At 39.2% G+C, this 21,077-nt stretch carries 22 protein-coding genes; all 22 read right to left on the reverse strand.

Features of this window, described 5'->3' with window-relative positions; all coding sequences use genetic code 11:
* Positions 1-263: 263 nt before the first annotated feature.
* Positions 264-1,043 (reverse strand): GTP-sensing pleiotropic transcriptional regulator CodY, encoded by a 780-nt coding sequence (gene codY, locus PZE06_RS00220; protein WP_150913469.1) that lies wholly within the window; start codon positions 1,041-1,043, stop codon positions 264-266.
* A 136-nt stretch (positions 1,044-1,179) separates the two neighbouring features.
* Complete coding sequence (gene hslU / locus PZE06_RS00225; protein ID WP_150913467.1) at positions 1,180-2,586, reverse strand: ATP-dependent protease ATPase subunit HslU; 1,407 nt, start codon at positions 2,584-2,586, stop codon at positions 1,180-1,182.
* Positions 2,587-2,588: 2 nt separating this feature from the next.
* Positions 2,589-3,140 (reverse strand): ATP-dependent protease subunit HslV, encoded by a 552-nt coding sequence (hslV, locus tag PZE06_RS00230; RefSeq protein WP_150913465.1) that lies wholly within the window; start codon positions 3,138-3,140, stop codon positions 2,589-2,591.
* Positions 3,141-3,163: 23 nt separating this feature from the next.
* Positions 3,164-4,066, reverse strand: coding sequence for a tyrosine recombinase XerC (gene xerC, locus PZE06_RS00235; protein ID WP_150913463.1), 903 nt, complete (start codon positions 4,064-4,066; stop codon positions 3,164-3,166).
* A gap of 260 nt (positions 4,067-4,326) precedes the next feature.
* Positions 4,327-6,405 carry a type I DNA topoisomerase gene (gene topA / locus PZE06_RS00240; RefSeq protein ID WP_150913461.1) on the reverse strand — a complete coding sequence of 693 codons (2,079 nt, stop codon included), beginning with the start codon at positions 6,403-6,405 and terminating at the stop codon, positions 4,327-4,329.
* A 362-nt stretch (positions 6,406-6,767) separates the two neighbouring features.
* Complete coding sequence (dprA, locus tag PZE06_RS00245; RefSeq protein ID WP_150913459.1) at positions 6,768-7,628, reverse strand: DNA-processing protein DprA; 861 nt, start codon at positions 7,626-7,628, stop codon at positions 6,768-6,770.
* A 185-nt stretch (positions 7,629-7,813) separates the two neighbouring features.
* A complete protein-coding gene (gene sucD, locus PZE06_RS00250; RefSeq protein ID WP_095308034.1) occupies positions 7,814-8,716 on the reverse strand; it encodes a succinate--CoA ligase subunit alpha in 903 nt (300 codons plus the stop codon).
* Between the two features lie 113 nt (positions 8,717-8,829).
* Positions 8,830-9,990, reverse strand: coding sequence for an ADP-forming succinate--CoA ligase subunit beta (sucC, locus tag PZE06_RS00255; RefSeq protein ID WP_150913457.1), 1,161 nt, complete (start codon positions 9,988-9,990; stop codon positions 8,830-8,832).
* Between the two features lie 205 nt (positions 9,991-10,195).
* Entirely contained in the window at positions 10,196-10,519 is a 324-nt protein-coding gene (locus tag PZE06_RS00260) for an EscU/YscU/HrcU family type III secretion system export apparatus switch protein (RefSeq protein ID WP_150913455.1), read from the reverse strand.
* Positions 10,516-12,264, reverse strand: a complete 1,749-nt coding sequence (locus PZE06_RS00265; RefSeq protein WP_150913453.1) for a hypothetical protein — start codon at positions 12,262-12,264, stop codon at positions 10,516-10,518. Before PZE06_RS00265 ends, PZE06_RS00260 begins: the two co-directional genes overlap by 4 nt.
* A 13-nt stretch (positions 12,265-12,277) precedes the next feature.
* Positions 12,278-13,048: a ribonuclease HII gene (locus tag PZE06_RS00270; protein ID WP_150913451.1), complete on the reverse strand. Its 771-nt coding sequence runs from the start codon at positions 13,046-13,048 to the stop codon at positions 12,278-12,280.
* 154 nt (positions 13,049-13,202) lie between these two features.
* Positions 13,203-14,057, reverse strand: coding sequence for a ribosome biogenesis GTPase YlqF (gene ylqF, locus PZE06_RS00275; protein WP_150913449.1), 855 nt, complete (start codon positions 14,055-14,057; stop codon positions 13,203-13,205).
* A 57-nt stretch (positions 14,058-14,114) separates the two neighbouring features.
* A complete protein-coding gene (gene lepB / locus PZE06_RS00280; protein WP_150913447.1) occupies positions 14,115-14,666 on the reverse strand; it encodes a signal peptidase I in 552 nt (183 codons plus the stop codon).
* 424 nt (positions 14,667-15,090) lie between these two features.
* On the reverse strand, positions 15,091-15,435 hold the full coding sequence (gene rplS / locus PZE06_RS00285; protein ID WP_019152808.1) for a 50S ribosomal protein L19: 345 nt from the start codon (positions 15,433-15,435) through the stop codon (positions 15,091-15,093).
* Between the two features lie 137 nt (positions 15,436-15,572).
* Positions 15,573-16,313 (reverse strand): tRNA (guanosine(37)-N1)-methyltransferase TrmD, encoded by a 741-nt coding sequence (trmD, locus tag PZE06_RS00290; RefSeq protein WP_150913559.1) that lies wholly within the window; start codon positions 16,311-16,313, stop codon positions 15,573-15,575.
* Entirely contained in the window at positions 16,313-16,831 is a 519-nt protein-coding gene (gene rimM / locus PZE06_RS00295) for a ribosome maturation factor RimM (RefSeq protein ID WP_150913445.1), read from the reverse strand. The genes trmD and rimM overlap by 1 nt, the downstream gene beginning before the upstream one ends.
* A 12-nt stretch (positions 16,832-16,843) precedes the next feature.
* Entirely contained in the window at positions 16,844-17,230 is a 387-nt protein-coding gene (locus PZE06_RS00300; RefSeq protein ID WP_150913443.1) for a YlqD family protein, read from the reverse strand.
* Positions 17,231-17,493: 263 nt separating this feature from the next.
* On the reverse strand, positions 17,494-17,724 hold the full coding sequence (locus PZE06_RS00305; protein WP_150913441.1) for a KH domain-containing protein: 231 nt from the start codon (positions 17,722-17,724) through the stop codon (positions 17,494-17,496).
* Between the two features lie 5 nt (positions 17,725-17,729).
* A complete protein-coding gene (rpsP, locus tag PZE06_RS00310; protein ID WP_150913440.1) occupies positions 17,730-18,002 on the reverse strand; it encodes a 30S ribosomal protein S16 in 273 nt (90 codons plus the stop codon).
* Between the two features lie 106 nt (positions 18,003-18,108).
* Positions 18,109-19,476 (reverse strand): signal recognition particle protein, encoded by a 1,368-nt coding sequence (gene ffh, locus PZE06_RS00315; protein ID WP_095308008.1) that lies wholly within the window; start codon positions 19,474-19,476, stop codon positions 18,109-18,111.
* An 11-nt stretch (positions 19,477-19,487) separates the two neighbouring features.
* Complete coding sequence (locus PZE06_RS00320) at positions 19,488-19,820, reverse strand: putative DNA-binding protein (protein WP_150913438.1); 333 nt, start codon at positions 19,818-19,820, stop codon at positions 19,488-19,490.
* 240 nt (positions 19,821-20,060) lie between these two features.
* The gene (ftsY, locus tag PZE06_RS00325; protein WP_150913436.1) at positions 20,061-21,053 is read right to left on the reverse strand and encodes a signal recognition particle-docking protein FtsY; all 993 of its coding nucleotides are present in this window, start codon (positions 21,051-21,053) and stop codon (positions 20,061-20,063) included.
* Positions 21,054-21,077 lie beyond the last annotated feature (24 nt).

The raw sequence follows: 21,077 nt of genomic DNA on the forward strand, positions 1-21,077 counted from the left end.
TTGAAAAATCACAAATACGAGATTTTTGTTTGTTAAGCTTTGGCAGCTTACGCTAAGCGTAGAATACCCTTTAAAATGTTATTTTTCATAAATATAATTTTATACCCAAAGCTCCTGTTCGCATTAAAGTGTCCACCCTTTGTAGCAATCAACCTTTATATTTCGATTTCTTAAAAGAAAAAAGTGTAGACATGCTCGAGATATTCGAGTTTGTCTACACTTTGAAACAAAAAACGATTTATTGATGCAGCTTCTATCCTTAATTAATTTGTTCTAAGCTTATCAAGCTCAACGAGGAACTTGTCATTTAACACTTTAATATATGTCCCCTTCATTCCTAGTGAACGAGACTCAATGACTCCAGCGCTTTCAAGTTTACGAAGGGCATTGACAATTACTGAACGAGTGATTCCCACACGGTCAGCAATTTTAGAAGCAACTAGCAAGCCTTCTTGTCCGTTTAATTCTTCGAATATATGCTCAATTGCTTCAAGTTCGCTATATGAAAGTGAGCTGATTGCCATTTGTACAACCGCTTTACTACGAGCTTCTTCTTCAATTTCCTCCGCTTTTTCACGAAGAATCTCCATTCCTACAACAGTTGCCCCGTATTCTCCTAGAATCAGATCATCATCATGGAATTGCTCCTGTAATCTAGCTAAAATTAATGTTCCAAGTCTTTCTCCACCGCCAATAATCGGTACAATTGTTGTTAAACCATTTTGAAATAACTCTTTATTCTCAACTGGGAAAGCAGTGTACTCACTATCAATATCAAGATTTGACGAAGTTTCCTTAATGTTGAACAGATTGTTTGTATATTCTTCAGGGAACTGACGATCTTCAAGCATTTTAATCATACGATCGTTTTCAATCTTTTGATTAACCGCGAAGCCTAGCAATTTTCCACGTCTACTAACGATGAAGATATTCGCTTCAATCACTTCGCTTAACGTTTCTGACATTTCCTTGAAGTTTACTGGCTTACCTGCAGCCTTTTGTAATAAAGCATTAATTTTTCTTGTTTTTGTTAATAAATCCATTATTCTTCCTCCTATTTCCTTACAACCCTTGTTGCTTCGATTATTTTATTATTTTTTTAAGACCAATACAAAATATGTTGAAACTGAGAACGGCTGGCAACTAGAATCCATCTTCTTCAGCCGTTTAAAAAAACAACTACAATATAAATTGACTTAAATCTTTATTTTTGGAAATAGCACCAAGTTTCTCTTCCACATATTGCGGTGTGATTGTAACTTTTTCCATCGTTATGTCTGGAGCCTCAAATGATAGATCCTCCAGTAACTTTTCAAGAATGGTATGAAGTCTTCTTGCCCCAATATTGTCCGTATTTTGATTCACTTCAAATGCTACTTCTGCTATCTTACGAATAGCATCGTCAGAAAATTCAATTTGTATACCTTCCGTTTCTAACAATGCTTCATATTGTTTAATTAACGCATTGTCTGGCTCGATTAAAATTTTAAAGAAATCATCAACCGTTAATTTCGTTAATTCAACACGAATTGGAAAGCGCCCCTGAAGCTCAGGAATCAAATCAGATGGTTTGGCAATATGGAATGCTCCAGCAGCCATAAATAAAATGTGGTCTGTTTTGACTGAACCATATTTGGTTACAACAGTAGAACCTTCAACAACAGGAAGTATGTCACGCTGCACACCTTCGCGTGAGACATCCGCTGAAGAACCACCTTGATTCTTACTAGCGATCTTATCAATTTCATCAATAAAGATAATCCCTGATTGCTCTGCTCTGAGTACAGCCTCTTGTGTGACTTCATCCATATCGATTAACTTTTGTGCTTCTTCATTCGTTAAAACTTTTCTTGCCTCTTTTACAGTCAGTTTGCGCTTTTTCCGTTTTTTAGGCATTAGACCGCTTAATGCATCTTGCATATTCATGCCCATTTGCTCCATGCCAGAGCCTTGGAGCATATCAAACATTGAAGGCTGCTGTTCTTCTACCTCCACTGTCACGATTTCGTTTTCTAACTCACCCATCGCTAGTTTTTCTCTAACCACTTTTCTTTTTTCCTGAATGTTCATTTCCTCTGTTGGGTTTGGCTCCGGCTCTTGTTCAGATGAGCCTCCACCAAATAACATTTCAAGTGGATTTTTATAGTTGCTAGACTTTTTCGCTGAAGGCACTAGTAAATCGACAAGTCTTCTATTTGCATTTTCTTCAGCACGCTCTTTAACGCTTAACATTTTTTCTTCTTTTACAAGTCTGACAGACGTCTCAACTAAATCCCTGACCATCGACTCAACATCACGGCCTACGTAACCAACCTCAGTAAACTTTGTTGCTTCCACCTTAACAAACGGTGCCGAAACGAGCTTTGCCATTCGTCTAGCAATTTCCGTCTTACCAACCCCTGTTGGCCCAATCATTAAAATATTTTTCGGGTTGATTTCGTCCCGTAGTTTTTCATCGAGCAAACTGCGACGATAACGGTTTCTTAATGCGACGGCGACAGCTTTTTTAGCGTCTTTTTGACCGACTATGTATTGATCCAAACGTTCTACGATTTGCCGTGGAGTCAAGTTCTTTTCTTTTGTCACGTCTACATTCCTCCTAGCTCTTCAACAATGATATTTTCGTTCGTATAAACACATATCTCAGCAGCAATTTGGAGGGCAGCTTGAGCAATCTCTTTAGCAGTTAAATGCTCACCAGCATATCGCTTAAGGGATCTTCCAGCGGATAATGCATAATTCCCTCCTGAACCTATCGCTAACACCCCATCATCAGGTTCAATCACCTCTCCGGTCCCAGACACTAGCAGAATGCTTTCCTCATTCATCACAATCAACATTGCTTCTAATCTCCGTAATACCTTATCGCTCCTCCACTGCTTCGCAAGCTCAACAGCAGCTCTCTGAAGATTTCCATTATATTCTTCTAGCTTGCTTTCAAACATCTCGAAAAGGGTAAAGGCGTCAGCAACCGAGCCGGCAAACCCCGCTAATACTTTACCATTAAACAACTTTCTAACTTTCCTTGCTGTGTGCTTCATTACAACCGCATTGCCGAATGTAACTTGACCATCTCCCGCCATTGCGCACTTGCCTTTATGTTGTACTGCGAAAATTGTGGTCGCATGAAATTGATTCATACAGATTCCTCCTATTTGGGTGTTCATGCCCTCGGATGATGCTCCATATACGTCTTTTTCAAATAATCTTTCGTCACATGTGTATAAATTTGCGTCGATGATAGATTCTCATGTCCTAGTAATTCCTGAACCGTCCTCATATCTGCCCCATTATTTAATAGATGGGTTGCGAATGAATGTCTCAATTTATGAGGGTGTATTTTCGAGTTTAATGATGATTGCTCAACAATTTTATTTAAAACCGTTCTCAATCCTCGAGTCGTCAGCGGCCCACCGCGAAAGTTTACAAATAAAACATCATGTGACTGTTTATTTTGCTGCATGATCGCTTCACGGCCCTCTGTTATGTACCGCTCCAAAGCCTCTGCTGCAAAACTGCCAAAAGGAACGTAACGATCCTTTCTCCCTTTTCCGTGTACCAGCAGCGTAGATAAATCCATATCTATGTCCTGCAAGTGAATACTACAGCATTCACTTACCCTTATTCCAGTTGCGTAAAGTAATTCCAGTATTGCTCGATTCCTCTGACCAATTGGCTCACTAATGTCACAGGCCTGAAAAAGGATTGCCAATTCCTCTTCATAAAAGAAGTTTGGAAGCCTTTTGTCAACTTTCGGGATCGAAACCCCTGCAAATGGATTTTTGGAAACTAGCTTTTCTCTCAGCAAGAATTTATAGAAACTCCGAAGGCTTGAAATCTTTCTAGCAACAGACTTTCTTGATAACTTTTGATTAAATAATTTTGTCAAAAATAATCGAACATCCGAATACTCGACCTGCTCAAACTCCGTTATAGATTGTTCAGACATGAACAATCTAAAATCTAATAGATCCCCATGATAGTACTCGATCGTGTACTGGGAATAGTTCTTTTCAACTTGCAAGTATTGTAAAAACAGCCTTGTGACCATTTCGTCTTTACCCAACTTTATTCACCTCACAGGGCATAGCTATTCAATATTACCATACTAAACATCCGCACGCAAGATAATTTACAAATTTTTCACAAAGTTCTGAATTGTCCTTCGTAATTCTAAATAACATTCTTGCTTTTCTTTATTTTGTGATTCCTCCTGCATTTTATAATACGTTTGATAAATAATAAAGTTTCAAGTACTTTCCGTAAAACTTTCTGCAAAATTAGGCATAATTGCGCACTTAAAAGAGTGAGCAAGCTGCTCACTCTTTAACTTTGTGGCTCTTCCTTGTAGTCGCAATTCACACATTGGACCTGAATTCCTTTTTTAAGCTTTTTCTCAACTAGGAGACTTTCACATTTTGGACAGCTCCGAGGCAGCGGTTTATCCCAAGATATAAAATCGCATTCTGGAAAACGATCACAGCCATAAAAAATTCGTCGTTTTTTACTTTTTCTTTCTATGATATTTCCTTCATTACATTTTGGGCATTTAACACCGATTTCTTTAACAATTGGCTTTGTATTACGACAGTCCGGAAAATTGCTACAAGCCATGAACTTTCCATAGCGCCCCATTTTAAATACCATTGGACTTCCGCATTCAGTGCAATCTTCTCCAGCAGGCTCATCTTTAATCTCGACTTCAGCCATTTCTTTCTCTGCCTTCTTTAATTGCTTCTCAAAGTCTTTATAGAAGTCATCGATGATTTCAACCCATCTTGTTTTCCCCTCTTCTACATAGTCAAGATCCTGCTCCATTTTCGCTGTGAATTCCACGTCGAGAATTTCCGGAAAGAATTCCATAATTAATTGCAGGACGATTTCACCCAGTTCTGTTGGTACGAATCGCTTATTATCAAGGGCAACATACCCTCTTTTTTGTATGGTGTCCAGTGTAGGTGCAAAAGTAGATGGCCGTCCTATCCCAAGCTCTTCTAAAGTTCTAACTAAGCGCGCTTCGGTATAACGAGGAGGAGGCTGAGTAAAATGTTGCTTCGGTTCAATGTCCTTTTTCAGCACCTCATCCCCTTCTTTAAGGTCAGGGAGCATATTATTCTTATTCTCTTCTGTTTGATCGTCCGTACCTTCAACATATACCTTCATAAAACCAGGAAACTTGATTTTTGAACCTGTGGCTCGAAACAGTACATCACCATTTTGTAAATCAACACTCATTGTATCCATGACTGCCGGAGCCATTTGACTTGCCACAAAACGCTCCCAAATTAAGCGGTACAATCTTAACTGATCGCGGGATAAATACTCCTTCATCGTGCTCGGGTCACGAAGTGTACTTGTTGGGCGAATCGCTTCATGAGCATCTTGGGCATTAGAATTTTTCTTTTCTTTCCGCTTTTCTGTTTGTAAAAAGGCGCTTCCATAAGCGGATTGAATAAATTCTGCCGCTTCATTTTGAGCAAGCTCAGAAACCCGTGTTGAATCCGTTCTCATATACGTGATTAAACCAACTGTTCCTTCTTTCCCCAAATCAATCCCTTCATATAATTGCTGGGCAAGCATCATCGTCTTTTTCGCTCGAAAATTCAATTTACGAGCAGCCTCTTGCTGTAATGATGATGTTGTAAAAGGAGCAGCCGGATTCCTTTTTCTTTCCTTTTTCGTAACTGAAGTTACAGTAAACTTGTTTCCCTTGACTTGTTTTAGTATTGCGTCAACCTCTTCTTTAGATTTAAGCTCTACCTTTTCTTTGCTCACTCCGTAAAAAGAAGCATCGAAGGTATCCTTTCCTTTTAAAAACTGAGCGTCAATGGACCAATACTCCTCTGGTACAAAATCTTTTATCTCTTTTTCTCTGTCCATAATGAGTCGCACTGCTACTGATTGGACTCTCCCAGCACTTAAACCCTTTTTTACCTTTTTCCAAAGAAGAGGGCTAATATTATAACCAACGAGACGATCAAGAATTCTCCGCGCCTGCTGTGCATCGACTAGATTCATATTGATTGGACGTGGATGTTTAAATGACTCTTTAATTGCATCTTTCGTTATTTCATTAAAAACCACGCGACAGTCTGAATGAATGTCCATATCTAGACTATGGGCTAGATGCCAAGCAATTGCTTCCCCTTCACGATCCGGGTCAGCCGCTAGAAAAATTTTCTTCGCTCTTTTTGCAGCAGTCTTTAACTCTTTTAAGACAGGTCCTTTGCCACGTATAGTTATATATTTCGGCTCGTAATTATGCTCAACGTCAACACCTGTTTGACTCTTTGGCAAATCACGAATATGCCCCATAGAGGCCTTTACTTTATATTTTTTTCCTAAATACTTCTCAATCGTTTTCGCCTTTGCTGGCGATTCAACGATTACAAGAAAATCAGACATCAATTGTCCTCCTTAAGAGGGATTATAAGATTTAAACGATTTTTTTCGATGGGCAGTTTGTCCTTTTATAAGTACATTTATTATTCATCCCATATTTATCAGCATTTCCCATCGAAATCATACATAAAGTCTCTTCATTTAATTTTAAATATTCACTATTATTAAACAGGTAAATAGTAATTGTCAAGAATAGTATATTTTATCCCTGCAATTTCAAAACATAAAATATGTAATACCTGATGCAAAATGTATACCAGTTTTAAGATAATTTCAACCTTTTTTCGAAAAATTTATTTTTTGTTCATTTTCTAAAGGAGTGTTCAACACCGGAGAAGACATTGTTTGTTCGAAAAAAAACGGGCTTAAAAATTAAGCTCATCTAATATATCCTTTCCGTTCAATACAAGTTTTGCCCCCTGCTGAATAAGTTCATTTGTTCCAGCGGACGTGGTGCTGAATATATTTCCCGGAAGAGCAAACACCTCTCTTCCCTCATTTACAGCCCAGTTTGCTGTAATGAGAGAGCCGCTTTTTTGCTTTGCTTCGACAACAAAGATTCCATTGCTCATCCCACTAATAATACGATTTCTCAGCGGGAATTGCCACCTTAAAGGGAGTGAGTTTGGCGGATATTCGGATAAAACGAGCTGATTCCTCATCAATTCTATTGCTAATTCTTTATTTGTTTTCGGATAGATGTGAAATAAACCACCTGCGATAACAGCAATTGTCGCACCTCCAAGCCGAATTGATGTCTCATGGGCAATGGTATCAATTCCAGTTGCTAAACCACTAACAATGACGATCTCCTTCTCAATCAAGGCTGGGAAGATCGCCTCAATTGCTTTTCTTCCATATTCAGTAGCATTTCTTGACCCGACAACAGCGAGCTTTAGCTGCCGTTGCAACAAATCGATTCTCCCTTTCCCATATAGTACCCATGGAGGCTCGTAAGTCTCCCGTAAACGTTCTGGATACTCATCATCAAAAAGGGTGATCATGTGAATTTGATTTAATTCGTATTGGCGGATTTGTTCATAAATAGAATGGGAGTGAAGGTTATCAAGAAGATTTTTTGGTATTTGTGGGAGTGATGAAGGGAATTTCTTCTTTTCAAAAAGGGTTGACAGATCTGGATCATGTTTTAATAATTGATAAATCGTCTTCCAACCAATTCCTTTACAGTGTTGTAAGGAAACAAGCCTTCGTTTAAATTCATCCATATTATTGCTTCTCCTTTTATTATATGTAGCAGTTGATTTTTGATTGGTTTTTTCCACCTTTTTAGCACAACTAAAAGGCGTGCGAAACCTCGGTTTCACACGGAAGATGCCAAAAATCATAATCAACAATTTCGTTTAACAAAGCTAGCCCTTTCTTACAGAAAGGACTAGCTTTGTGCATTTCATTAATGTGTTTTACATTTTTCATAAAGTCCTTGTTCTTTTAAAACTTTAATTAATGTTTCACCCATAACAGAAGGAGTATCTGCTACGGCAATTCCACACTCATTCATAACGCGGATTTTTTCATCAGCGGTTCCTTTACCACCTGAAATGATGGCCCCAGCATGGCCCATGCGCTTTCCTGGGGGAGCTGTACGACCACCAATAAACCCTACTACCGGTTTTGTCATATTTGCCTTGACCCATTCAGCTGCCTCTTCCTCAGCAGTACCACCGATCTCACCAATCATAATGACCGCATATGTTTCAGGATCTTCATTGAATGCTTTTAAAACATCAATAAAATTCGTACCATTAACTGGATCTCCACCGATTCCAACTGCTGTCGTTTGACCAATGCCTGCTTCTGTTAATTGATGTACAGCTTCATAAGTTAGTGTTCCAGAACGCGAAACAACCCCTACATGACCTTTCTTATGAATATAACCAGGCATTATCCCAATTTTGCATTCGTCGGCTGTAATCACACCTGGGCAGTTTGGCCCGACGAGACGGGTTTTCTTCCCTTCCATATAACGTTTGACCTTGACCATATCTAATACAGGAATATGTTCAGTGATACAGATCGCAAGCTCAAGCTCTGCATCCACCGCCTCAAGGATGGCGTCTGCTGCAAACGGCGCAGGTACATAAATAACTGAGGCAGTAGCGCCAGTTGCATCCACCGCTTCTTTAACCGTATTAAATACGGGGACGCCTTCTACCTCTTGACCGCCTTTACCAGGTGAGGTTCCCCCCACAATTTTTGTTCCGTACTCCAGCATTTGTTTTGTATGAAAAAGGGCAGTGGAGCCTGTAATCCCTTGTACAATAACTTTTGTATCTTTATTAATAAATACGCTCACGAGATTTATCTCCTTTCTGATATCCGTCTAACAACATGGGTAAATAGTCATTTCCCAGCATACATTTTTAGCACATTACAATTAAAACGATTAAATCCATCGTGTTGAAGATATTATCCTACTAAATTAACAATCTTCTGTGCACCATCAGCCATTGAGTCAGCGGAAATGATTTCAATATCGGATTCAGCGAGAATCTTCTTGCCAATTTCCACGTTTGTCCCCTCTAAACGAACTACTAATGGAACGCTGAGTCCAACCTGCTTCGCTGCCTCAACAACTCCAGTTGCAATCACATCACATTTCATAATGCCACCAAAAATATTAACAAAAATGCCTTTTACGTTTTGATCAGAAAGGATGATCTTAAATGCTTCTGTTACTTTTTCCGCGGTTGCACCGCCACCAACATCTAGGAAATTGGCCGGTTCGCCGCCATAATGCTTCACGATATCCATCGTTGCCATTGCAAGCCCCGCACCATTAACCATACATCCGATGTTGCCATCAAGCGAAATATAGCTTAAATCATATTTAGATGCTTCAATTTCCTTCGGATCCTCTTCTTCTAAATCTCGGTATGCCAAAACATCCTTTCTGCGATAAAGGGCGTTTGAATCAAAATTTAATTTCGCATCCAATGCCATAACATTTCCGTCTCCTGTAACGACAAGAGGGTTAATTTCAGCAATGGAGCAGTCTTTTTCAATATATGCTTGATAAAGACCCAACATAAATTTGACGGCTTTATTCACCAATTCCTTAGGAATATTGATATTAAAAGCAATTCGTCTTGCTTGGAATGGTTGTAAACCTACAACAGGGTCAATCTCTTCTTTAAAAATCTTTTCTGGAGTTTTTTCTGCAACTTCTTCAATTTCAGTTCCACCTTCTTCTGAAGCCATTAGAACAACACGAGAAGTGGCACGATCTAGTACAAGACCAACATAATACTCCTTCTTGATATCGCAGCCTTCTTCAATCAATAAGCGTTTTACTTCTTTTCCCTCTGGACCCGTTTGATGTGTAACAAGCGTCTTGCCGAGAATTTCGCTAGCATATGTACGAACCTCATCTAAGTTCTTTGCTACTTTTACACCACCTGCTTTTCCGCGTCCCCCAGCATGAATTTGTGCTTTAACAACACACACTTGCGTTCCTAGTTCTTTCGCTGCTTCGACAGCTTCTTCCACGGTGAAAGCCACTTTTCCGTTAGGAACGGATACCCCAAAGCTTTTGAGGATTTCCTTACCTTGGTACTCGTGAATATTCATTTCCCATCCTCCTTATTGTTGTAAAAGGATTTTAAAAACTTTGGTATCGTTACAACTATTACCAACCTTTTACTGACCTATCTTACTTCCTAAAATTAGACTGCGCTTTCATTTTATAAGACTAAAAATAAGTTGTCTACCATTATGCCAAAAATAATAATTTTCTTTCTTGTCAATAAAATCTGAAATCTCAATTAGTCCATCTTTATTTTTGATTTTTGACTGCGCTATGATCAGCTGAACTCCCCTTTCTTCCTGCCTCCCGATTTGTTTTATAAATAAACGCAAAGACCTCCGCTACTGCTTGATAAAGCTCTTCCGGAATCGTCTCATTAATATTTAGTTTGCTTAATAGTTCTACTAGAGCAGCATCTTCCTGTATTGGAACCTCATGCTTTGCTGCTTGTTCTAATATGTTCTCTGCAATGATCCCTTTCCCTTTTGCAATTACCCTCGGCGCATCCTTCGTTCCACTTTCATAGCCTAAAGCTATCGCTTCTTTTCTCCGCTCCAGTTCTTCATTCTTCATATTCTAATATCAACTCCACTATAAGAACTAGATTGGTATTGATGCTCTTTCTTCTTTATCCTTGGGACGTCTTCTGCAGTTTGACGAAAGGAAATACTTGTTAAAGTAAATCCTAAGCGATGAAGGTTTTCTTTCAAGCTGTCGATAAATGGTTCAGCGATTGCCTTTATTTTTTCGGCATCATTAATAATAGTCATATTCATAATCCGGTTTTGAATTTGCATATCGACGATTAACTCATTGAGATGGTCTAACTCTAAATAAAAAAGCACTCGGCAATACGCCGGATCTATTTCACCATTTTCTTTTTTTCGGCCACTCCATTGCACCGTCAAATCCGTTTTCTTTTCCCAAAAGGAGAGGGGAACTTGCAATACATAATGGTTAAGAGGTGCTGATTCCTGCGATAAAAGCTGAACACCTGTAATTTTATGCAAAAGCTGTTCTGCCTCTCCCTTAGCTGTTCCAGACTGCTCTCCATTCATAAAACGGAGAAGAAGTGCTTTGAGAACGTCAAGCTTTTGAAGATCGCCCGTTTTATCAGACATGGATAATGAGTATTTCGACTCATAATCAAAGCCTATTTTTCCTGTTAGTGAACGAAGCATTTCTGCAACATTTTTACCTGAATCAAGCTTAATCAGTACCTCATGGGCATCATTGGCGACTTTTTGTAGCATCACCATTTCCTCTTTAGTAAATTGAGATGGAATTTTCTCTAGTATATTTGTAGGATTATCCAATAATTGTTGAAAAAAAGGCATCGTTTGCGGGATTTTGCCATCGGAGGAAAATAAAGATACAATTTGTTTCAGGTTAATCATACCGTTATCCACTTCTCTAGCAAGGGCGGCCTTAACAAATATACTTGTCAGTCCCGCTTGATTTTGGCGAAGCGCATCCTCAATTCTGCTTATTTCACTATTCCCTAAAGAAGTTCCATTAGCTTTATCGATTAGCTTGCTTGCTGCAAGCATAAGCAGTTCTCTCTCTTCCCTATTATCAATTATAGAAAGCTTTTGCAATAGAGAAAAGGCCGTTCCAGAAGTGGTTGTTCCCGAACTATTAAACCACTCTTTAAATAATTGAACAGTCGCTCTTTCCGTCATCTTCTCTCGACCCGTCAGAACCATTTCCTCAAGCAAACGGAGCAATTGCTGTCCATCCTTTGTTATGTGCGCAGAAGTGTTTAAATTGGCCCGTAACGCATCCATTAATTGATGCATTGGTTCATTTTTCACTGTTGTAAGCACACTGTTAAAAACCTCTTTTGTAAGCGGCAGTTGCCGCGACATCATTTCCTTTAATACCTCAAGTTTAGCTGGTTCTCTTTCTTGCTCTTGCAGCAATTGCACCGCTGTTTGAACAAGCTCTTTTGTAATAGGAAGCTTTTCATTCAACAACAACTGGATAAGCTCTTTATGTTCATTTGTCTCAGATAAGCCCAACTGCTTTAACAAGCTATGAATCGGATGATGATTGTTCCCGCCTGAATCTTCAATTGGTAAAACCTTCAAATGGATACGGCCTTCATTCGAATGGATTTGGAACCAATATTTCCCACCAGATGATAGAGGAACTTCAAGTTTTGCAATCATTTTTTGGTTTCCGACTTGCACCTCAGCAATCTGATTCGGAAATAGCTTGCCAATTCGTCCATAAATAATTTGCCCTGGTTGAAAAGTATTTGTTTGCCCACGTATATTCTGCTGTTTTTGCAAGGACTGAATAAAGTTTGAAATCATCTTCTTAATCCTCTCATTTCATCATACTTTTAATCGGTTCAAAGCTCTTTCGATGATATGGGGTTATTCCATGTTTTTCTAGAGCCACGAGATGTTCTTTCGTTCCATAGCCCATATTTCGTTCAAATTGATAGATAGGATATTCTCGATGCAATTGCTTCATTATCGCATCTCTCGTTACCTTCGCTATTATGGAGGCAGCAGCGATGGAAATACTGTTTGCATCCCCTTTTATAATCGCTTGTAACGGATACGGCGTATCCAGTTTCATCGCATCTATTAACAAATACTCTGGCACAATAGGCATTGCAGTAATTGCAGATAACATAGCCTTCTTAGTTGCTTCATAAATATTAACTTGATCTATTTCTTCTGGCTGGATTATCCCGATTCCAATTGCAAGTGCATGTTCTTGTATATAAGTATAAAACTCTTCACGTTTTGCTTCAGACAACTTTTTTGAGTCATCAAGACCTATTAGTTGAAAATCCTCCGGCAGGATTACGGATGAGGCAACGACGGGACCAGCTAACGGGCCACGTCCCACTTCATCAATTCCGGCTATAAACCTGTACCCTTGCTTATAAAGGTCCCGTTCAATACGAGACATGTGAGAGAATTTTTCCAGCGCCTGTTTTTTTTGTTGTAATCGCCGTCCGCACCTTTCGATTAAACGTTGCACTCCCTTTCGAGCATCAGGCCTTATTTCTTCAAGAAACGGGTCATTTTCATCTTTAATTTTTGCAAGTTTTTCTTCAATTTCTTTAATCGTGTACATCGTCAAGGTCAAATACCCCTTTTCTTAACAAGTTCTTATCATATGTATCGGTTCGGTCAGAAAAAAATAAAGACCTTCCATTTACTAAAGAAGGTCTTTACTTTTGCATTTTTTGGTTCATTTCTATCCTCAGATGGAAAGAAGGCGTGGTATTTTACACTTATTCCTCATATTGCGGCTTTTCAAAAGAAAGTGGTCCTAATTGTTCCGAACGAATATCGCGAATGACAAGCTCTGCCACTTTGTCATAATCGACTTCACCACCGCTCATGAGCGCGCCCCTTCTTTTACCGATCTCATTAAAAAGCGCTACAATATCTTCTGGAATGTATTGCAGCTGATAGCGCTCTTTTAAACGCTGTGGATATTCTTTCTCCAAGAAGCGCAAGCCATAGATGCTGACATCTTGGAGGTTTAAAATTGTATCTTTTATTGCTCCAGTAAGAGCCAGTTTTGATCCTACTTCCTGATCCTCAAATTTCGGCCACAAAATCCCAGGAGTATCTAATAATTCGAGCTCTTTTCCTACTTTAATCCACTGCTGTGCTTTCGTCACCCCAGGAGTATTACCGGTTTTTGCGATATTTTTCTTGGCCAAGCGATTAATCAGCGTCGATTTTCCAACATTCGGAATTCCGACAATCATCGCTCGTATTGCTCTCGGTTTAATTCCTTTTGCCTGCATTCGAGCAAATTTTTCCGTTAGGATCCATTTAGAAGCGGAAACTATCTCTTTCATTCCTGTTCCAGCCTGTGAATTAATTGCCAAAGCCTTTATTCCCTGCCGATCAAAAAAATGGATCCATTCCTTCGTTACTTCTTTATCAGCCATATCAGCTTTATTTAATAGAACCAATCTTGGTTTATGTTGAATGATTTCATCAATCATCGGATTTCGAGAGGAATGGGGTATTCTCGCATCAACTAGTTCAAAAATAATATCAACAAGCTTTAGCTTCTCTGTCACCTGCCGGCGCGCTTTCGCCATATGTCCTGGAAACCACTGTATCGTCATTGCAGCACCTCCTTACTGAACGGCATGTCCATTTTTTCCATACAATGTATTGTTTTGCTATTTTACAATTCGAATATCTTCCAATGGCCAATATATCATACTTGTACTACCTAAAACTTTTTCCATAGGAATTGTCCCGATATGACGGCTATCTTTACTATAACGGCGATTATCTCCCATCACAAATAAATGTCCTTCCGGGACAACCTCTTGGCCTGTAACTTCTTCAAGTGTAAATGGCTCTGTCAGCGGCCCATCAATGACTTGATTTTTAAAGTCATTGAGATACGGTTCTTCATACGCTTCTCCGTTGACATAGAGAGTGTCATTTCGATATTCAATCTTATCTCCTGGGAGACCGATTACTCTTTTTATGTAGTCTTTATCCTCTGGTGCATGAAAAACAATGATGTCAAATCTTTCTGGTTTGCCAATCTTATAGCTGAATTTATTCACAATCATTCGATCCTGATCATGTAATGTTGGCATCATCGATAAACCATCTACTACGATAGGGGCGAATAAAAAATAGCGTATAAAAGCTGCTAACACGACAGCAATAAGAAGTGCTTTTATCCATTCCCATAGTTCATTTTTTTTCTTAGCCACTTTCTGAATCCCCACCATTCTTAAAATACACTAAAATTACAAATCCCATATTATTAGAGTAAACTATGATAGCCAATGAAATCAAACAAAACAAGCTAGAGTAAACAGGCCCCCGACGGATAAATGCTTGCTTACGCTACCGTTGATTTAGCTCAATTAAGCGAAGCCTTTTGTGAGCTCCATCTTAATTAAGCCTTCACAGCTTAGGGTTTGCCATTTCTAATCTTGCTATTATGTAATAGTAGAAAAAGCAGAAACGGTTGTCAAAAACAGCCTTTTAACAACAAAGGAGCCTGCAAGTAAAAATCCTTAATAGATCTTTACATAAACAAGCTCCTTCCATTGTTAGGCAGCCGAATCAATTTCAATTCTTCTGCTTTTTTTGTTTAGCTTCAAGCATAAGTGCTGCTCTACACTTTTGTTATTATCGGATTTCTTTAATACGAGCTTTTTTACCACGTAGATTACGTAGGTAGTAAAGTTTAGCACGGCGAACTTTACCGCGACGAATAACTTCAAGCTTCGCAATTTTTGGTGTGTGTACTGGGAATGTACGCTCAACGCCTACACCGTAAGAGATTTTACGAACTGTGAAAGTTTCGCTAATTCCACCACCACGACGCTTAATCACAACACCTTCAAATAACTGAATACGCTCACGAGTACCCTCGACAACTTTAACGTGTACACGTACAGTGTCACCAGGGCGGAAAGCAGGAAGATCAGTACGAAGTTGTTCTTTTGTGATTTCTTCGATTAATTTTTGCATCGTTTTCAACTCCTTCCAACAGATGCTCATGCATCACTGTAGCTCACTAAATTGCAGCGGAACATCGTTATAAGACAAAGACTAACACATCTAAGTCACAAGAAGTATCATACCATAACGTTTCATCAACTTCAAGCTTATTTTTTAAGGCTTTCTATTTCATGAAGCCATTTTTTTTGTTCATCTGTTAGTTCAACCTTTTCGAGAAGATCAGGTCTCCGTTCGTACGTTCTCCTTAACGATTCTTTTGCTCTCCATTCATCGATGAGACGATGATTCCCGGAAATAAGTACATCGGGGACCTTCATTCCGCGAAAATCGGCTGGCCTTGTATAATGTGGATGCTCTAGCAAGCCGGTGCTAAATGAGTCTCTCATATGTGATTCTTCATTTCCAAGAACTTTCGGCAGCAGCCGAACAACGCTATCAATTACCACCATAGCCCCCAGTTCGCCCCCAGTTAATACGTAGTCACCAATTGATATTTCGTCTGTAATGACATGCTCTCGTATTCTTTCATCATAGCCTTCATAATGTCCACATATAAAAATTAAATGCTTTTCTTGCGCCAGTTCTTCTGCCATTTTTTGATTATAGGTTTTGCCTTGTGGACAAAGAAGGATGACCCTCGGCTTTTCACTCTCAGCCTGCTCTTTTAAATGGGTCACGGCATCAAAAATGGGCTGTGGCTTCAACACCATGCCAGCACCTCCACCATACGGATAATCGTCAACCGTTTGATGCTTGTTATCGGCAAATGCACGAAAATTAACGACCTGATAGGCAACAGCATTCTGTTCAGCAGCTTTTTTTAATATCGAGCTACCTAATACTCCTGGGAACATTTCTGGAAACAAGGAAAGGACATCAATTTTCATCATGATAGTAACCCTTCCATCGGTTCGATTAAAATGATCTGTTCTTTTACGTCAACCTTTTTCACAACCTGTTCAATATATGGAATCAATATATCTTTTCCATTTTTCCCTTTGACAACCCAAACATCATTTGCTCCAGGAGTTAAGATTTCCCTGACCTTGCCAATCTCTTCCCCATTTGTCGTAAATACGAGGCAGCCAATAATTTCATGAAAATAAAATTCATCCTCTTCCAGTTCTGTTAGTTGACTTTCATGGATTTTTAAAATGCCGCCTTTCATCGATTCCACTTCGTTCACATTTTCGTAACCCTTAAACGTTAATAAATCAAAATTTTTATGAACTCGATGGGTTGCCACAATTAATTCCACCGGTTCCTTTGAATCCGACATGAATAAATATAATTGATTGCCAGAAGCATAACGCTCTTCAGCGAAATCCGTTTTTGAAATAACTCGAACTTCACCTTTTATTCCATGAGTATTTACAATTTTACCGACATTAAACCATTTTTCCAACAGTCATCACCTCTACCGAATTTCCGCAACGACGCCGTCTTTTATGACAATTGTTTTGCTTGTAGCAATGTCCTCCCAAGCGTCTCCAATATTAACTTCAATGATCCCTTGAATTTCCTTTTCTTGCAGTTCACTACCTAAAGGTAGCATATGTAATTGTTCTATTTGAAAATCGAGAAGCTTCATTTTTTCTTGGCGAGTATGGAGTTCCTTCTCAAATTGTTTTGTTAAATTTCCCAATGGATATTTTTTCGTCTTCTCTAGCTTTTTTAACTCAAATCGAAGCTGTTCGCACTCTTTTTTTAACTGAAGCAAACTTTCTTCGTATTTTTGATGAAGTTCCGCTCTGCTTCTCTCTGTAAGCACTTGCTTGACGACAATTTTTTGAAGAATATTCATACTCTTTGCCTCCCTCATTTAATTATGAAAGGTTATTGCTAAATAATAAAAAGGATTTGTGTTTATATATAGTTGAATTTTAGCTCATTTCATACACCTTTCAGCTTCTCTAAAAGGTGTATGGAATGCAGGAGAAAGCTTGCTTTCGTATAGCGTTTCATAATCTCAAAGCTAAAATGAGCCAAAAATCGCACTATCAGCTCTTACAAAAAAAAGGAGGGGATTCTCCCTCCTTTTCGCTGTCATTCTTGTAGTCTAGAGCTTTACTCAACAATTTCTAAAAAGACTTTCTTCTGTCCAGTTGTTCCTGCGGCATAGACAACAGTTCGAATAGCTTTAGCAACTCGCCCTTGTTTTCCGATTACCTTCCCCATATCGCTTTTATTCACGTTTAGTTTATACGTAATCCGGTCAGACTCTTCCGCGACATCCACTTGAACATCCTCAGGAAAGTCCACAAGAGGCTTGACAATTGTTTCAATCAGCTCTTTCATACGTCTTACTTGCTGTGCTTAGCGTTATGGAATTTTTCCATAATGCCCTGCTTAGAGAATAAGTTACGAACTGTGTCAGATGGCTTAGCACCGTCTTGTAACCATTTAAGAGCTAACTCTTCATTGATGTCTACAATAGCTGGTTCAGCTACTGGGTTATAAGTTCCAACTGTTTCAATGAAACGTCCATCACGAGGAGAACGTGAATCAGCTACTACGATACGATAAAAAGGAGATTTTTTTGCTCCCATACGTTTTAAACGAATTTTTACTGCCATAATTAATAGCACCTCCGAATAGTTTCACACAAGATAAAATGATAACAGATTGATAAATAGTTTGTAAAGTGTTTTTTCTTGTCAGTTAATAAAATAATGTAAGATTTTATTGGAAAGGATTGAACGGCAGATTAAATCCACCTTTTTTCTTTCCTTTTTTCTTCCCTTTTTGCTGCATTCCTGTCATTTGTTTCATCATCTTTTTCATATCCTCGAACTGCTTTAATAAACGGTTCACCTCAGGGACTGATGTTCCGCTTCCTTTTGCAATTCTTTTTCTGCGACCAGCCGTAATGATTTCCGGATGAATTTTTTCCTCTTTCGTCATCGACTGGATGATGGCTTCGACATGGGTAATTTGCTTCTCGTCAATTTGCATATTGTTTAGACCTTTAATTTTGTTCGCGCCAGGCATCATCTTCAGAAGCTCGTCAAGAGGCCCCATATTGCGAACCTGACCAAGCTGCTCTAAAAAGTCATCTAAAGTAAAGGAAGCGGTTCGCATCTTTTTCTCCATTTCCCTTGCTTTTTCTTCATCGACATTTTCCTGCGCTTTTTCAATTAAAGTTAAAACATCTCCCATGCCAAGAATACGGGAGGCCATTCTTTCCGGATGAAAGGATTCTAACGCATCCAATTTCTCCCCGAGACCAATAAATTTAATCGGGGTGTTCGTAACCGAACGAATGGAAAGGGCTGCACCACCACGTGTATCCCCGTCAAGCTTTGTTAAAACAACTCCAGTTAAACCAAGCTGTTCGTTAAAGCTTGCAGCAACATTCACAGCATCCTGACCAGTCATGGCATCAACAACAAGGAAAATTTCATTCGGATTTGCGAGCTCTTTAATTTCCTTTAACTCGCCCATCAAAGCCTCGTCGACATGAAGGCGACCAGCTGTATCAATTAAAACATAGTCATGATGGTCTTCCTTTGCTTTCGCAATTGCTTGTTTCGCAATTTCAACAGGACTCACCTGATCACCAAGTGAAAACACTGGCATATCAAGTTGTTTGCCAAGTGTTTCAAGCTGTTTAATTGCTGCAGGTCGATAAATATCCGCTGCTACAAGCAAAGGGGTTCGATTATATTTCTTGCGAAGTAAATTCGCGAGCTTTCCCGTCGTTGTCGTTTTTCCGGCACCCTGTAATCCAACCATCATGATGACAGTCGGCGGACGATTCGATACAGCAATCTTGCTTTCCTCGCCCCCCATAAGATTAGTGAGTTCCTCTTTCACCACTTTAATAACCTGTTGGCCAGGAGTTAAGCTTTTTAACACTTCTTGCCCGACAGCACGCTCGCTCACTTTTTTGACGAATTCCTTAACAACTTTGAAGTTAACATCCGCTTCTAATAGAGCAAGGCGAACCTCACGCATCATCTCTTTGACATCCGCTTCAGAGACTTTCCCTTTACCACGGATTTTTTGCATGGTACTTTGCAGTCGGTCGGCTAATCCTTCAAATGCCATCTTGCCGCCTCCTAATCCAATTTCTCAAGCTCAGCTATTGCTTCAAGCAATGCCTGCTTCGACGGAGCATCTTTGTCTAATACTACTTTTATTTCATTCAGTAGCTTGCTCCGTTTTTGGAATTTATCGAATAAAAGTAGCTTTTCTTCATACTCCTCGAGCATTGCTTCTGTGCGCTTTATATTATCGTACACAGCCTGTCTACTCACACCGTATTCATCAGCAATTTCCCCTAAAGAAAAATCATCAAGATAGTAAAGAGACATATAGCTTTGCTGTTTTGGTGTTAACAAGGATTGGTAAAAATCATATAAATAATTGATTCGCGTCGTCTTTTCGAGCACACCGCATCCCTCCTTGTTAAGTGAAAAGCCTTTACATTGACAGTTTACACGCATCGATATGGGATGTCAACGTAGGTTTCCGGAAATATGATGAGTTTTTTGGGAATTATGCATTTTTTTACGAAATTGTGGCATGTTTTCCCGGAATTATTACCAATTTTTCCAGAATTAATCGTTTTTTTCGAAAATCTAAAACTAAAACAAAATGCCCGGCACAGCAAAATACCGAGCATTCGACGATTATTCTATCTCTTCTTTTTCCACTAAATCGGCAAATAAGCCATAAACGTATTGCTCGGCATCAAATTCCTGCAAATCATCCATTTTTTCACCGAGGCCCACGAATTTAACAGGAATGCCAAGTTCATTACGTATTGCTAGCACAATTCCACCTTTCGCAGTACCATCTAATTTTGTCAATACAATTCCGCTTACATTGGTCGCTTCCTTGAAAGTCTTCGCTTGAATTAATGCATTTTGACCAGTCGTCGCATCAAGGACTAAAAGAACTTCATGCGGTGCACCTGGTATTTCTCTTTCAATGACACGCTTTACTTTTTCCAATTCTTTCATTAAATTAACCTTATTTTGCAAGCGTCCTGCTGTGTCGCAAATTAATATATCCGCATTTCTCGATTTCGCCGCTTGAACAGCATCGAACATAACTGCTGCTGGATCAGAACCTGCTCCCTGTTTAATGACATCCACTCCAACTCTTTCTCCCCATACCTCAAGCTGTTCGATTGCCCCCGCTCGGAAAGTATCACCTGCAGCAAGAACAACCTTTTTACCATCAGCTTTGAATTTGTGAGCAAGCTTTCCAATTGTCGTAGTTTTTCCAACGCCATTAACTCCAACAAATAAAAGAACCGTCAACCCTTCAGCTTGGATGTTTAAAAGTGACGTCTCATCTTCTCCACCTTGATAAATTTCAACAAGCTTCTCAGAAATAACGCTTTGCACTTCAGCAGGATCTTGAATATTTTGTCGTTTTACTTCCATTTTCAATTCTTCAATTAACTCCATTACTGTTTCAAAGCCGACATCAGCTTGAATTAAAATCTCTTCAAGTTCTTCGAAAAAATCCTCATCCACTTTTCGATAACGGGCGACGAGATCATTGACACGGCCAGAAAAACTGTCTCTCGTCTTCGTCAAGCCATCCTTAAACTTTTCTGTTACCGCATCGGTTTGCTTCGTAATCTTTTCCTTTAATTTCTTAAAAAAACTCATTTTTTATCATCCTTTACCATTTGC

Source organism: Robertmurraya sp. DFI.2.37, assembly GCF_029211245.1.
Lineage (GTDB): Bacteria > Bacillota > Bacilli > Bacillales > Cytobacillaceae > Robertmurraya > Robertmurraya methanolica_A.